Raw genomic sequence first — 14,874 nt, forward strand, 5'->3', positions numbered from 1 at the left:
TATCTGGGTTCAAGCTGCTCCAGTCGCATCACCACATACAGAAACACACCCACTTTGATGGCTGTATTTTTCATTCTTTGCGCTAAATCAGACCTCAAACAAACTGGCGTTGCCAATCGAGTCAAAACTCTGTACACATGCTTAAGCTGTTTATTTCACTGGAGCTTAGCATGGTCAGTCTGCAATTTCTTATGACGTCCCTCATCGTGGTTTTAATCCCTGGTACGGGGGTGATTTACACGGTTTCTACCGGTTTAAGCCAAGGCAAAAAAGCCAGTTTGTATGTGGCTTTAGGCTGTACTTTGGGTATCGTGCCACATTTAATGGCCACCATTTTGGGCTTGGCAGCCATTTTGCACACCAGTGCGATGGCATTCCAACTGCTCAAATGGGCGGGCGTGATTTATTTGTTTTACGTGGCTTGGGGTACTTGGCGTGACAAATCTGCGTTTCAATGGGATGAAACCCCCAATAAAGTCCATGCATTGAGCCTCATCAGTAAAGCCATTTTGATGAATGTGTTGAACCCGAAATTGACCTTATTCTTTTTGGCATTTTTACCGCAGTTCATTCCTGCCAACAGCAGCAATGCTTTGGCTCACATGCTGTTATTGAGCGCCATTTTTATGTTGATGACTTTGGCGGTGTTTGTGCTGTATGGTTTACTCGCCCACACGTTTCGCCACTATGTGCTTGATTCGACGCGGGTACAAGCGGTTTTGCGCTATGGCTTTAGCGCCGCCTTCTTCGGTTTGGCCAGCAAGTTAGCGCTCACCGAGAAATAATCTTCTAAGATAACTAAGCGGCCTGTAAAGTTACAGGCCGCTTAGTTATACTTTGCCAAGTGCTGCTGTGCTTATTCCAGTTGTACATCATGTTTGACGTCACGTCTGCTTAATTTGACGGTTCAATTTAAAGCGGTAACACAATATAGCGGCCTGTAAATCCCCATAAGATTAAATTAATTGATGGAAATCCAATTAGCTTAGAAGAATTGCATTTGAAAGGTGGTGATTTGAGCACCATAAGAAAAGGCATAAAAGCCGCTTGTATCAACTCAAGTGGCTTCAATTTGGCGGCATGACAAATCCCATCCTCGGCAATGGGTTTTCATGCTTGATCATTTCACACGCTTCAATAGGTTTATGGCCCATCTAAAAAAGGATTTTGGATAGATTTGCATGAGCTCCATGGATTTCACCAGTCCTTTAATACAACAAATAAAGGACTGGTGAAATGTTATTGCACTTGAATAATGGCTTGAACCTTGGCATTGAATTTGCCCGGCGTCACGGTTTTACCAGGCAAAGCTTCAAGTGATGCATTGAATGGGCGGGAGTATTGGGTGAGACCATTGTTCTCATTAAGCTTCACCGCCTCATCCAAGACAGGATACCAACCACCTGAGGCGCCTGTACCCGGACTGGTTAAGGTGGATAAGAAATTCAACGCCGTCCCATCCATTTTGTACATTCTGACTCCCACACCAGAGGTCACTTGGGTTTGACCATAGTTGTCAGACAACAAATGGGTAATGCCGACACCACCCGTCCCCAATCCTGCAGCCTTGGCAGCAGCAATATTGCCACTGTCGGGTAAAAAACCAATGGCGGTTTGATTGGTCGCTGTGCCACTGACCAAACCCGATGATAAACCTGAGTTAGCAGGACTGCCTGTTTGGCAACTGAAATCCACTTGCACCGGTACGGTCACTTTTGCACCACTCTGTAAGCGCTGCATGGCGACCGTTGGAAAAATCACATTGGGGGTGGCATTGTTAACTTTGCATGTTGCTGACCTTCTAACCGTTAAGCGGTTGTACAGACTAATGCCGCCGGGCCAATCTAAATAAAATCCATTGTAGTAATAGGCCGAATCACGGCCCTCTTCCAAATTGGGAGAAAATGTGGAGCTTTTAAATGCAATATAGGCGGCAGGCTGAGAATGGTTATAATTCCCAATGTAGTTTGGATTGTTAGGGTTGCCAAGATTATTGGATGTATAGCTAATCTTGAACAATTCTATGCCCGCATCTGAAAAATTCTTGGCTTTGACCAATAAATAACCTTTGCTGTCGGTATCAACATTGGTCAACGGACGGCTTTTCCAGTAACGTGAATAATACTCACCTGTTGTCAAATTTTTGACTCGAATGCCTAAACCAAATATGTAGGTTGTATACACCTCACTTAAGCCCAATGCCGGATTGGCTTGATACATTCCCCCATATGCTGAGTCACCATTGGTCGCATAAAATTCACGGATTTGATTCTTTTCATCAGCCGTACACCGATACAATACCTGTTCAGGGTCATAATTTTTGGTGTCTGCGTGAGATTTCATGGTCAGAAAACTGACTGTTCCTGAGGCAATCAAACTGCCCAAAGGTTGAAAATCATTGTTATTCATATTAATGATGCTGGGTATATTTCCGGCAGAACCTCCCGCATCGGTCGAACCATACCAATACCCTACTGTGCCTTTCCCTGGCTCTATATAGTAACCAGAATTGGGGTTGGTATCCGCAGTGGCTGCATGGATACGGTAGCAAGCCGCGGTGGCTGTGGTAGCGGAAGACAGCAATAGCACCATCAAACTGAATTTCAATAATACATGTTGCTTAGACTGCCACTGTGGCTTGCTCAAACACATGCGCATTCTATTCTTACTGATACTTGATTCATTCATCTTCTGGCATCACTTTCGATTGAATTTGTATTTGGGTGTTGAACACCTGCACATTGCCATCATCGTCAATCAAACTGAATTGCAATGGCGTTTTGTTTACAGGCCGCTTATACAAGGGCACGCTGACACTGCTGGAAGGGGCAATGGTCAGTGTGGTTTGCAATTGCGGCTCTTTCGCCACCATGATTTCTCCAAACGAGGCATAAAACGGGGAAGGATTGTCTATGCGCAAACGTTGCTCGGCTTCATCACAGTGAAAACGCAATTGCCGTGACAGTTTCGCCGTGTCTAGTTGCCATTTATCAGGTCGGTAAAACAGCTTCATTTGCAATCTGACATTGACTTTCAACACATCGCCAGCTTGCGCTTGGGGGTTACTTGGCACCAGCTCATACAAATTGAGCCAATACAAAGACTCGGCCTGTTGATTGTGTTCTTGGCTGAATTTATTGATCAAGCGTATTGGCTTGATTTGTTGTGGCTCCAAATGCAGTAATGGAGGCAATGTCATCAGTGGCGCTGCTACCGCTTGTTGTGGCACATTGCTGACAACTCCATCATCAACCCAATTTTGGATGATGATGGGATAGTCACCGGTATTTTTTAAAAACACCGTGGCCTCACGTTCAGAGTGGTGCACCACATAGCGCGATTGCTGTATGGAAAACTCGGCCGCCGCTGGAGCTGAGTACAGTGCTGCGGTGCAGCCCAACATCAGGCTGGCACAGGCTGAAAATATTGGCCTAGGCTTCCTCATTGCGACACACTCCCCTCAAGCGGATTAATTGGTCTTGTTCTGACACATCGCTGATGTCGTAGACTATCTTGCAAGCGGCATTGGCAATGCGCAACACACCTTGTACCTTACTCACACGCACATACAATTGGTTGCCTTGCCCTACCATGCCCACCACCTCATTGTTTTCATCCAAAACTTCCGCACCCAAAGGCAAAGACACTTCTGGCGCGAGGCTGATGAGCACTGGATAGCCGCGTTTGGTCTCAAATTTGACTTTCACAGCCGCGCCGGAATACGGAGCCACTTGGGTATTGCTTTGCTGCAATTCGACGTGGTTGTTCTCAATGTATTTGCTGTCCAAGCCCACTTGATTGTATTGGTAAGGCACCAAGGACGGCATCACGGCATAGCCAAAGCGGTCTACTTTAGAACCCGTACCATTCATGACTTTGGCGCCTTTCGCACCTTTCGCTTCGATCAAAGCATAGGTTTCACTGAGCCTTGGTGCCAAAGTCACACCACCGGAATGGACAATGACCGAGCCTTGCACATTGGCACCATATTGTTTGTAATCCTTGCCTTTATTGACGTTGGCCGAAACCGTTGCCAAGGCAGCCTGTTTGGTCACACTCGCACCCATGCTGGTCAAATCGTCTTGGTTATTGTAATTGGCATTTAAGGCATAACTTAAGGTGCCGCTTTCTCCAACCACACCCGACAAGGTGGTGTTATAGGTATTCACATCATCATTGCTGTGCGTTGAATTCAACTGCAAGGTTGGGCTGTTGCGACCACGGCCCAAAGGCACAGACAAGGTAAACATCAACGATTTTTGCGTGTCTTGTTGGTTCAGATTGCTGTTGCCCAAGCTGTCCAAGCCTAAGAAATCACCGGTTTTTTGTTGGCTGTATGAAACGCCGTAACTGATGCCTTTGTAGGAATTTGAATAACCGGCCTGTAACTGCTTGTCGTCTTTCTTATTGCCATAATACTGATTCAAAGAACCAGACACATACACTTGCCCATACTTGCCCAAATTTTGGTTGATTTGCAAGATGGATTGGTTTTTTTGCTTATAGGTGGTGGAATCCTAGCTGTCACCGTTTAATAAGGCTTCACGGCTGCCCAGCACGTCGGTTAATTCCCTAAAGCCTTCGGTAGTGTAACGGTAGTTGGCCAAGGTCAACACGGTATTGGTGGGCTCAAAAGTCTTGCTGTAGTTCACACCCCAGCGCGAACCGGTATGGTCTTTTTTATCTATTGTGGTATTGGAAAAGGACGCCAGCACACTGAACGCACCCACTGGTGAGGAGAACGCCGTTCCCACCGTCGCAGCTTGGTAATCATCGGCAATGCGCAGGCCACCGTGCGCGGTCAATTTATTGGTCAAACCGCGTCGATACGATGCGTCAATAAATTGATTGTCCACTTTTTTAAAGTCGCGGGTTTCACCCAGCGCAATGTGGTATTCAGAGTGTCCAGGGCGTACCGACTCGGGTACGGCCGAAAACGGTACACGAAACGTGCTTACCGAACCATCGGACTCGATGATTTGCACATCCAAGTCCCCAGAATATCCGGTCGAGTACAAGTCTTTGATTTCAAAGCGACCTGGAGCCACTGTAGTTTGGTAAATTTCACGCTTGTCTTGGAATATCTTCACCACTGCCGTGGTTTTGGCAATGCCACGCACCACCGGCGCATAGCCTTTTTCAGAGCTGGCCAACATTTTGTTGTCGGATTCCAGCTGTATCCCTTTAAACGCGAGACTGCCCAACGATGTTGCTGGTGTGTACAACTCTCCTATGGTCAACTCAGATTTCAATTTGAACAGCGGTCGTTTGGCATAAACCCGGTTGGTGGTGAATTTTGACTTGGATTCGTGTTGGTAGGTTTGGCGTGAATAATTGGATTGCTGACGCAATTGCCACAAGCCCAAGTTGACCGCACTGTCAAAATACACATAAGTGCTGCTGCTGTCGCTGAAATCAGTATCGTTTTTGTAATAGTTGATGCTGTAATTGTTAGACAGCATGGTATCGCCACTGCTTAAATTGTCTTCAGTGACACTACCGCGTGCCATGCGCTTCAACTGAACTTGCGGAATCAACAAATTCAAGCGCAGGGCTTGGCTTTCCAACTGAGAACTGGAGCCGGTGACGTAATGCTCTATGAACACGCATTCATTAGCAAAATGCAGTTCTGATTCAGCAAACGTGCTGATGATGCCCATTTTATTGAGCAAGCTCACATCAAAACACGCCTTAATTTGTCCCCGTTCATTGCGTTTGAATTGGATGTTTTCACGGCTCATGAAAGTGGTGTTGACATAGACATCCACCAATAAGCTCGTTTCATCCAACACTTGTTCTTGGTTGATGCTGTTTAAGTCAACCTGCTCATTGCCCCCGAGCAAAGTGCTACTGTCAAAGTAGAACTGCTTGGAATTGCTTGCGATGTCTTCGGCATAAGCAAAACCGGGGAAAGCACATAATATAACCACTGCTTTCAACAGGCAGTGGTTATAGACAATGTCATCGCCTACGATGCCGCGCCACAAGGCCAAGAAGGACCGTGGGTGACGTTCGCGCGCATGGAGACCTTGCGTTCGCCCAAAACCTTGCACGGCCCGGCTTTGGGCTTGCCGCTATTAACATTCCGAGCTTGGTATACCGCCCAATGGGGCGATGAAGCTTGGGCGCAATTGGACAAGATTCCCAAAGACCAATGGATGGATTATTTGGTGTGGTTCCGCCAAGTGCTGAATTTGCCGATACAAAACGGCGTGCGCATGACTCGCATTTCTGCAGCGGGTGAATTGATTGCCATCGATGTCGAAGGTGCGGTCAACACCACCGTCTACACGCGCAAATTGGTGTTGGCTACAGGCCGCTCAGGTTTGGGCGGCACCAGTGTGCCAGACTTCTTACAACACGTAGACCGCCAATACTGGGCACACTCCGCCGATGACATTGATTTTGCGGCCTTAAAAGGCAAAAACGTCGCCGTCATCGGTGCCGGCGCTTCGGCCATGGACAATGCTGCCACCGCCTTGGAAGCCGGTGCAGCATCGTTAGACATGCTCATCCGCCGTCCCGAGATGCCACGCATCAATAAAATGACCGGCATAGGCAGCCAAGGTGTGGTGCAAGGCATGCACCTTTTGCCTGACGAATGGAAATGGAAAATCTTTGACTATGTCGCCGCGGCACAAACGCCACCGCCTCATGCGTCTACCTTGCGCGTATCGCACCATGAAAATGCCCATTTTTACTTGAATTGCGGCATCAAAGCGGTAACAGAACAAGCCGGACAATTGCTCATCTCCACCTCCCAAAGGCAAAAAGCCTACGATTACCTCATCGCTGCCACTGGCTTTAAAAACGATTTCAGTGGCCGCGCCGAATTTGCCAACATCGCTCCCCACATCCGCAGCTGGGCCGATGCGCGCTACCAAACCGCTATGGGCAGTGCGCGTACCCACATGTTGGAAGCGCCTGACTTGGGCCCTGCGTTTGAATTTCAAGAGCGTGTGGCCGGTGCTTGCCCAATGTTGCAACACATTCATTGCTTTAACGACGCCGCCATGCTCAGTCACGGCAAGGTATCTGGCGACATTCCTGCGGTCAGCGCCGGTGCTGAGCGCTTGGTGCGCGGCATCACCGCGGCCTTATTTCAAGAAGACATCCAACAACACTATGCCAGCTTGGAAGCCTTTGCCCATCCAGAACTCTTGGGCGACGAGTGGACTGACTCATCGCCGCTGATTAAACACGAGGTATTGCTGTGAAAGACACCATAGACGTATGCGCAGGCATTACAGAAGCCAGCGCCTTATACCAAACCCGCCGTTTTCGACCCGAATTTGTCGACGGCGCGGTGCAATGCGAAGCATCGGTATTGCGGCCTGTAAACGATTTGGGCTTAAGTGCCGAGCTGCGTTTGGCCATTGCCTTGCGCATCGCCAAACACAATGGCGTGGCCAGCTTAATCGCCGAATACAAACAGCGTTTTGCCGAAGTGGCAGCAACACCAGCCTTACAAGCCTTGGCACATGGCCAAGAAATGGGGGCGGAATGGGAAGCATTGGCGCGCCACATCGACATGGTGACGCAAGAGCCCAGCCTCGCCAATGCCGAGCACATCGCCTTATTGCGTCAAGCAGGCTACAGCGACAGCCAAATCGTGGCCTTGTCGGAATTGATTGCATTTGTGAATTTTCAAACCCGCGTCGTCAGCGGTTTGCAATTGTTGGGGGCTTAATCATGTTGGCTAAAGTGAGTTTAAAAAGTTTGGATTGGCATCCTTACATCACGCCAGTCGATGTCGCCACGGCGACACCCGAACAATTGGCGGCGATGCAGGTCACGCCATCGAATAAGAAGATTTCCGATTGAGTGTCAGTAAATAATTGAACAAGCTCCGATGGCGTACTTCACCTACTCGGTTTCTAAAGATGCAATGACGCATACACAAAACACCCACCCAATTGCCAAGGTGGGTGTTTTAAATTGCCACGCTTAATCGTAGGAAATGATTTCCATGCTTGAAATAAACGACTTACACCTCGCCTATGGCGACACCCAAATCCTCAAAGGGGTGAACCTGCAAGTGAACCGCGGCGATGTGGTTTCCATCATCGGCCCCAGCGGCACCGGTAAAACCACCTTATTGCGCTGTATCAATTACTTGGCCAAACCCACTTCCGGCACGATTCAATTTGACCAAGTGACTATGGACTACCGCAAGCCCGACAAAGCCGCCATCCGCAACATCCGTTTGCACACCGCCATGGTGTTCCAGCAATTCAATGTGTTTAAAAACATGACGGTATTGCAAAACGTGATGGACCCCTTGTTGGTGGTACAAGGCAAATCCAAAGACGAAGCCCGCGCCATCGCCGAACAAGAATTGGACAAGGTAGGCCTGTCTGCCAAACTCAATCACTACCCATCGCAATTGTCAGGCGGCCAATTGCAGCGCACCGGCATCGCCCGCGCCTTGGCAGTGAAACCCGAAGTCATCTTGTTTGATGAACCGACCTCATCACTGGACCCAGAATTGGTGAACGAAGTGTTGAAAGTGATTAAAGACGTCACTTCTTCTGGCATTACCGCCTTATTGGTCACGCATGAAATGCAGTTTGCCAAAAGCATCTCCAACCGCGTGGTGTTTATGGACCAAGGCGTGGTGGCCGCCGAAGGCACACCTGCTGAGATTTTTGACACCCCCCAATTGCCACGTTTGGCTCAGTTTCTCAATTCAGAACGTTTCGCATAATAGCATTCAGGAAAAACCATGAAATTCGCACACACATCCGCATCCCGTTACACCTTACCGACTTTATTGGCCGTTGCCCTAGGTCTAAGCACCGCTGCTTGCAGCAAATCAGAGGATAAAGCGGCCAGTAAAACCGAAAATGGCGTGCGCGTGATCAAAATCGCCACTGCTGCCGAATCCAAACCCCTGTCTTGGGGCGCCATCGGTGTCGAGCCACAAGGTTACGAGCCTGAAGTGTTGAAAGCCATCAATGCCAAACTGCCACAATACAAATTTGTGATGGAAGGCGCGGCCGACATCGCCCAAGAAACTGGCATCGCCACCGGCAAATACGACATGGCCACTGGCGGCTATTTCAAAGCACCGGAACGCGAAAAACAATTCTTAATTCCGTCCAATCCCATGGGCGCGAGCTTGATGAAAATCTACAGCCGCAGCGACAGCAACATCAACGAAGTGAAAGACTTGGTCGGTAAAAAAGTCGTACCAGTCAGCGCCGGTGGCGGTGTGTACAAATTCATCACCAAATGGCAAGAACAAAACCCTGATTACAAAATCAACATCACCGCTTCCAGCGCCGGCATTCCTTACCCAGACCGCTTAAAAGAAGTGCAAAACGGCAAATACGACGCCTTGGTATTGCCATCGAATTTGGGCGAACAAACGGTGATAGAAAACCAAAAACTGGCCATCAAATCCAGCGAACCGGTTTCCATAGACAATACTTACATCCTCATCCACAAATCGGCAGAAAACCAAGTCTTGAGCGACGACATCAATAAGGTATTGAAAGAATTAAAAGACGACGGCACCTTGTCGAAAATTTCGCAAAAATGGTTTGGTGAAGACGTGATGAAATACGTGAAATAAGCATTTTCGCTGCATCACTGTCATCACCCAAGTAATAACACAGGAGTATCTGAAAGTGGATCTGAGTATTGTGATTCCCGAGTTGCTGTCGGCTTTGCCGTTAACGCTCGCCATCATGTTTGTGGCCATGGCCATAGGTTTGGTGTTGGCCATGGTGGCCACGGCTTTACGGGTTTACAGGCTGCCTGTTATCAGCCAGCTCGCAGACTTTTATGTCTCTCATGCGCGCAGTGTGCCTGTGATATTGCAGTTGTTTGTGGCGTTTTATGGTTTGCCTGTGATTGCCAGCTTGTTTGGCATCGACGACTTTATGTCGGCCACGGTCGCGTCTATGGTGGGCATGAGTTTGTATCACGGCGGTTATTTGTCCGAAGTGATACGCCCTGCTTACTTGGCCATAGACCGCGGTCAACATGAGGCTGCTGATATTTTGGGCTACAGTTTCTGGCAAAAAATCACCCGCATCATCGGCCCACAGGCAGTGCACATCGCCTTACTCGGTTATGGCAACTCCATCATCTACCTCATCCACAATGTGGCTTTGGTGATGTACATCGGTGCGGCCGATGTGATGGCCACTGCCCACTTAATCATGGAACGCGATTACAACCAATACCAATTCAGCACTTACTTGATTTTGGCGGTATTGTACTCAGCCTTATGCCTGATTGCCTGGCTCATCGTGCGTTTCTTTGAAAAGCGCCAAGCCAAGTACACCCAAGCCGGTGCGGCCAAAATGAAACTCTCAAGCGGCCTGTAAGCTTGCAAATGAGGACAGAATAAATGTTTGATTTAGAAGTATTGCTACCGGATTTTTTAAGCATCTTAGAAGCCGTACCCTTGACCTTGGCCATGGCCATCACCGTATTCATACTCTCCACCTTGTTCGGCGGCCTGTATGCTTACATTGAACACAAGCGCATTCCGGTTTTGCGCGAGTAGTTGGTGGTGTACAAAATTGCCGTCAAAGGCATCCCCATGGTCATCGTCATCTTTTTGGCCTATTACGGCTTGCCGATGTTGATACAGGCGTTCGCAACGGTATTTGGCATCCAAACCAATCCGCACACCGTGCCCAATTGGGTCATCATCATCGTGGCTTTGACCAGTTGTGTGTCGGCGTTCCAAGCCGAAATCATCAAAGGCAGTTTGAATGCGTTTGACAAAGGCCAAGCCGAGGCAGCGCAGTCTTTGGGTTACAGCCAATGGCAATTGTTCCGCCGCGTGTTGTTTCCACAAATGATTGTTTCTGCCATTCCCGATTTGGTCAATTCCTTTATGGTCATCATGAAAGCGATGTCGTTGGCATTTGCCATTGAAGTGGTTGATATTTTCGCCAAATCCCAATTGACGGCGGCGCTTAACTTCTATTATTTGGAAGCCTTCTTGGTGGCGGTGGTGTTTTACATGCTCATCGCGTTTGCGGTCACTAAAATGGCCGACAGCATCGAATCGCGTCTGCGTTTAAGAAGTTAACACAGGTCATCTCTGCTCACAAAAAAGAATCGGCACGCCGCCGATTCTTTTTTTATGCTCTGCCTAGCTTATTCAGTCATATTCCGCAATTTCAAAGCCAAATGCTGACCACACAGTTTCAGTGCCAATTCCAAACTGGCGGTATCGGTGGCAGTATTGGTGTAAGCCGTGAGCCAGCCATACACCCGCTCCGCATCGTCCTCTATCAATACAATGATTTCATCATGGCTATCGGTTTCCACCAAATGGTAATCGGCTTGTGGTGATGCAGGATGTGCATTAGCAGCGGCCTGTAAATCCTGATAACGCTGCAAATAAGTGTCATTTTGTTGCAGCGCAGTAGCGACATGTTTGTGTATGGCCCAACGCATGCCCGTACCGGCGGCATCGATGATGCGCAAACTGCCCGCTTGCAGTTGAAAACCATCCACCACACTGTCTAAAACCTTGCTTAAATCGGCTTGATTGACATTGGCCGTATTGATGGCCTGCGCAGTGGTTTGCAAACCCGATAAATACAATTGCAATTGTGTTGACAATTGGCTTTGCAATTCCAATTGGTTCTGCAAATCACCAAAGTCGGCCTGTAAACCACTGGCAAGGTGATTGAAGTCATCGCTTAAAGGATAGAGCTCGGCTTGCAGCGGCTTCTCCACTCGCACCTCAAACTGCTGTTGGCGCAACAATGCCAAGCCGCGTTGCAAATCACCCAAAGGCTTGAGCACAAACAAATACAGCAACAACACTGCCAATACTGCCGAAACCAATAACATGAACACCAATAAGGTCTGCGCTCTGCGCATGTTTTGAATACTGCGGGTGTTTTCATGCTCTATGCTTTTGACCAAATCATTGATGTTGGCCACAAATTTCTCCGCCTCATGCAGCAGCTTAAGTGAAGGTTGACCGGTTTTGCCGGTGGTCAGTAATTTGGTGCGAAACACCACAAAACCGGCCTGTACCTTGTTTAATTGTTGTAAATACTCATTCTCAATCTCCGAGCCCAGACTTCCTTGTTGCAACTGCGTCAAATCTTGCATCTTGTTTTCAAACACTTGGATTTGCTCGGTCATGGAAGCGGTCTGCCCCGACTGCACCAAGGCCACCATCAAATACGTTTGTTTGCGCAGCGACCCGGCCTCATTGATGGCGACACCGCGGTCTTCCAAACGCCAAGTAATGCTGAGGGTAATTCCCACAAACAACAGGGCAAACATCAGCCAAATGACCGTAAATACAATCAACTTACGCAATAAATGACTCGCCATCACACTCTCTTCTATCCATTCGCTCACATCACAGGTTTTTAATTCACACCAGTCAATACCAATCTATGCACTCAGCACTCATATCAAGGCCTACCATAGCGTTAATATTCACAATGAATATAATAATTCATTTATGCCACAGAGTCATAAGAGTTTCCACTCAATTTAAAGCATCACTGCTGATTTCGGCACTGCGGGTGTGATGGAGCAAACGCCTTGTCGCTGGATGATTTTGTTAGCAAGCGTGCTGATTTCTTTCTTTGAGTGCAAGCCATTTCGCTAAAGCCTCCGGCCAACTCAAGATTTTCATATCCAGCCATTGATTCACATCATCACAGTCAAATTGATTGGCCCATCTTTATCAGCACAACAATACGATGTGAATCATTGTTGTTTAAATTCAAACACTAAAATTCAAATCATGTGGTCATTAAAATTATTAGCAAAAGTAAAAATATTAGTTGATTTTTTACTTTTATCTAATTATTCTGAAACAGAGTTCTATCCAAACCAACAAAAAAATACCAATAAAAGATCGACAAAGGAAACCCATGAAACAAATCTCTTTATCTTTGCTGTTGGCAACAGTGGTGGGCGTGGCGGCCTGTAGCAATGGCGGTGACAGTGGTAGCAATGCCAATTCAAGTGGCAGTACGCCGCAAACAGCAGCCAGTGGCAACAGTGCTGGCGGCAGTGGCAAACGTGACTTTACCATCGCCGCTACTGGTGGCACTTACCAAGATGCGATACGCACTTTGTACTTCAAGCCTTTTTCGGAAAAAACCAACAAACCAATATTGGATGAAGTATTTGATGGCGGCTATGGCGTGATTCAAGCCAAAGTTCAAGGCGGCAATGCCAACTGGGACGTGGTGCAAATGGAAGCGCAAGACTTGGCGCGCGCCTGTGCCGATGGCCTGTTGGAAAAATTGGATTGGGACAAATTGGGTGGTAAAGACAAGTTCATTGAGGGCGCTGCCGCCACCGATTGCGGCGTTGGCTCCATCGTCTGGGCCACCGCCATCACTTACGATGGCAACAAACTCAAAGAAGGCCCCACTTCTTGGCAAGATTTTTGGGATTTGAAAAAATTCCCAGGCAAACGTGCCATGCGCAAACAGCCTGAATACGCATTGGAATCGGCTTTACTGGCCGATGGTGTCAGCCCTGACCAAATCTACACCGTTTTGGCCACACCAGAAGGCGTAGACCGCGCGTTTAAGAAATTGGATGAAATCAAAGCGAATTTATTGTGGTGGGAATCGGGTGCACAGCCTTTGCAATACATTGCTTCGGGCGAAGTAGTAATGGCAACGGCATTTAATGGCCGTGTCACCGGCATGAACCGCACCGAAGGCACCAATTTCAAAATCGTGTGGCCAGGCAGCTTGTATGGCATAGACAGCTGGACCATCTTAAAAGGCTCGCCATACAAAGACGTCGGCATGGATTTCATTGCTTACGCGACTTCCGCCGATGTGCAGTCTAAATTGCCTGAAGTTCAAGCCTATGGCATTACCAATAAAGACGCGATTGCCAAAGTACCGGAAAAATTTGCCGCCGATTTGCCTTCATCGCCTGCCAATATCAAAGATGCGATTGCCTGGGATGCCAATTTCTGGGTAGACCATTCAGAAGAATTGACCGAACGCTTTAACGCGTGGTTGGCCAAATAATCAGCAAACGGTGGACACAAAAAAAGACGCTTTAAAGCGTCTTTTTTCATTGTGCTGTCACAACAGCCATTATTTGCGGTCGCCGCGTACGAAGTAACCGACGCCAGTACCTTGTTTGTATTCACCTTCTACTTTGAACAATGGGTTAATTTCTTTAGGGTTCACACGATTGGTGCTGACCACTTCCACTGCATGGATGTCTTGTTTGGCAATTTGTGCATTGCTTTGGGCAAATGGGTTCAATTGTGGGCCATTGTGATTCACACCCACAGCTGCCATCGCCATAGAAGAAATCATCGCCAAAGTTGCCAATGTTGAGGCCATAATCATTTTTTTCATTGCATTGCCTTTTTAATTCATTTTAGTGTGTATGAATTATAAGACTCTAAAAAAATGACGGCAACGCGATAGGAATTAACATAGCATTAACCACAAAGAAATAATAACATTGTTAAAAACTGTAATTATTGAACTATCATAGGTGATTAATCGCTTTCTAGACAAAATATCCCAATAAATGGTTTACAGTTATTAAGGTTTATTTACATCTTTCCAGCCCCAATCTGCCCTTAATTTCATTAATTTGTCATTTGATAATGTTTGTACAGACTCACCAACACGCTTTTCAAGCCAACTCATGCGGCCTGTAAACCCTCAATATGACATTTAAAGCGATTTAGGTGTGGCGGCTGGAGCTGATCCCAGCATGCTCTTGCTTGATATTTCCACAGGCGACTGTTAACAGCCCCTCAAGCTGGTAGATGGCGAAATCCTGAGCCATCCAGGAACGGTGTATCAGCCTACACATTCGCCACACCTAAACCGATTTCGATACTGCTTGCCAACAAACCCAGTCAGCGCCGAGCATGGTAGCGCC

The 14,874-nt window shown here is 47.7% G+C and carries 15 protein-coding genes and 1 pseudogene; 10 read left to right on the top strand and 6 right to left on the bottom strand.

Going from position 1 to position 14,874, the window contains the following annotated elements; translation table 11 throughout:
* Nucleotides 1–191 precede the first annotated feature (191 nt).
* Entirely contained in the window at nucleotides 192–785 is a 594-nt protein-coding gene (locus BN3003_RS13995) for a LysE family translocator (protein WP_234333087.1), read from the top strand.
* 454 nt (nucleotides 786–1,239) lie between these two features.
* Here BN3003_RS13995 and BN3003_RS14000 read toward each other — a convergent pair whose 3' ends face one another.
* From BN3003_RS14000 to BN3003_RS19145, 4 genes and pseudogenes are all read right to left on the bottom strand, one after another.
* Nucleotides 1,240–2,607, bottom strand: a complete 1,368-nt coding sequence (locus tag BN3003_RS14000) for a fimbrial protein (protein ID WP_199822596.1) — start codon at nucleotides 2,605–2,607, stop codon at nucleotides 1,240–1,242.
* Between the two features lie 73 nt (nucleotides 2,608–2,680).
* Complete coding sequence (locus BN3003_RS14005; protein ID WP_058357268.1) at nucleotides 2,681–3,403, bottom strand: fimbrial biogenesis chaperone; 723 nt, start codon at nucleotides 3,401–3,403, stop codon at nucleotides 2,681–2,683.
* A gap of 28 nt (nucleotides 3,404–3,431) precedes the next feature.
* Nucleotides 3,432–3,731 (bottom strand): FimD/PapC C-terminal domain-containing protein, encoded by a 300-nt coding sequence (locus BN3003_RS19225; RefSeq protein ID WP_267886157.1) that lies wholly within the window; start codon nucleotides 3,729–3,731, stop codon nucleotides 3,432–3,434.
* Nucleotides 3,705–6,053 (bottom strand): annotated as a pseudogene (locus tag BN3003_RS19145) (fimbria/pilus outer membrane usher protein); the annotation flags it as partial. The gene BN3003_RS19225 and the pseudogene BN3003_RS19145, both read right to left, overlap by 27 nt.
* Between BN3003_RS19145 and BN3003_RS14020 the strand changes: the two are divergent.
* The 8 genes from BN3003_RS14020 (at nucleotide 5,946) to BN3003_RS14045 (ending at nucleotide 11,053) form a co-directional block, all read left to right on the top strand.
* Nucleotides 5,946–7,217 carry an NAD(P)-binding domain-containing protein gene (locus tag BN3003_RS14020; protein ID WP_199822597.1) on the top strand — a complete coding sequence of 424 codons (1,272 nt, stop codon included), beginning with the start codon at nucleotides 5,946–5,948 and terminating at the stop codon, nucleotides 7,215–7,217. The pseudogene BN3003_RS19145 and the gene BN3003_RS14020 overlap by 108 nt on opposite strands.
* The gene (locus BN3003_RS14025; protein WP_058357271.1) at nucleotides 7,214–7,690 is read left to right on the top strand and encodes a CMD domain-containing protein; all 477 of its coding nucleotides are present in this window, start codon (nucleotides 7,214–7,216) and stop codon (nucleotides 7,688–7,690) included. Before BN3003_RS14020 ends, BN3003_RS14025 begins: the two co-directional genes overlap by 4 nt.
* A gap of 2 nt (nucleotides 7,691–7,692) precedes the next feature.
* Nucleotides 7,693–7,824 (top strand): hypothetical protein, encoded by a 132-nt coding sequence (locus tag BN3003_RS19230; protein ID WP_267886145.1) that lies wholly within the window; start codon nucleotides 7,693–7,695, stop codon nucleotides 7,822–7,824.
* A gap of 145 nt (nucleotides 7,825–7,969) precedes the next feature.
* Complete coding sequence (locus BN3003_RS14030) at nucleotides 7,970–8,707, top strand: amino acid ABC transporter ATP-binding protein (RefSeq protein ID WP_058357272.1); 738 nt, start codon at nucleotides 7,970–7,972, stop codon at nucleotides 8,705–8,707.
* 18 nt (nucleotides 8,708–8,725) lie between these two features.
* Nucleotides 8,726–9,577, top strand: a complete 852-nt coding sequence (locus BN3003_RS14035) for a transporter substrate-binding domain-containing protein (protein WP_058357273.1) — start codon at nucleotides 8,726–8,728, stop codon at nucleotides 9,575–9,577.
* Nucleotides 9,578–9,632: 55 nt separating this feature from the next.
* Nucleotides 9,633–10,337: an amino acid ABC transporter permease gene (locus BN3003_RS14040; protein ID WP_058357274.1), complete on the top strand. Its 705-nt coding sequence runs from the start codon at nucleotides 9,633–9,635 to the stop codon at nucleotides 10,335–10,337.
* Nucleotides 10,338–10,360: 23 nt separating this feature from the next.
* Nucleotides 10,361–10,519 carry a hypothetical protein gene (locus BN3003_RS19005; RefSeq protein WP_199822598.1) on the top strand — a complete coding sequence of 53 codons (159 nt, stop codon included), beginning with the start codon at nucleotides 10,361–10,363 and terminating at the stop codon, nucleotides 10,517–10,519.
* A 6-nt stretch (nucleotides 10,520–10,525) separates the two neighbouring features.
* A complete protein-coding gene (locus BN3003_RS14045; protein ID WP_199822599.1) occupies nucleotides 10,526–11,053 on the top strand; it encodes an ABC transporter permease subunit in 528 nt (175 codons plus the stop codon).
* A gap of 68 nt (nucleotides 11,054–11,121) precedes the next feature.
* Here BN3003_RS14045 and BN3003_RS14050 read toward each other — a convergent pair whose 3' ends face one another.
* On the bottom strand, nucleotides 11,122–12,321 hold the full coding sequence (locus tag BN3003_RS14050) for a type IV pili methyl-accepting chemotaxis transducer N-terminal domain-containing protein (protein WP_058357275.1): 1,200 nt from the start codon (nucleotides 12,319–12,321) through the stop codon (nucleotides 11,122–11,124).
* A 551-nt stretch (nucleotides 12,322–12,872) separates the two neighbouring features.
* Between BN3003_RS14050 and BN3003_RS14055 the strand changes: the two genes are divergently transcribed.
* Nucleotides 12,873–13,997 (top strand): ABC transporter substrate-binding protein, encoded by a 1,125-nt coding sequence (locus BN3003_RS14055; protein WP_058357276.1) that lies wholly within the window; start codon nucleotides 12,873–12,875, stop codon nucleotides 13,995–13,997.
* 69 nt (nucleotides 13,998–14,066) lie between these two features.
* On the opposite strand, the gene BN3003_RS14060 is transcribed toward BN3003_RS14055, so the two are convergent.
* Complete coding sequence (locus BN3003_RS14060) at nucleotides 14,067–14,336, bottom strand: hypothetical protein (RefSeq protein WP_058357277.1); 270 nt, start codon at nucleotides 14,334–14,336, stop codon at nucleotides 14,067–14,069.
* Nucleotides 14,337–14,874: the final 538 nt, after the last annotated feature.

Origin of the sequence: Vitreoscilla massiliensis (genome assembly GCF_001457815.1) — a bacterium.
GTDB classification, from domain to species: domain Bacteria; phylum Pseudomonadota; class Gammaproteobacteria; order Burkholderiales; family Neisseriaceae; genus Vitreoscilla; species Vitreoscilla massiliensis.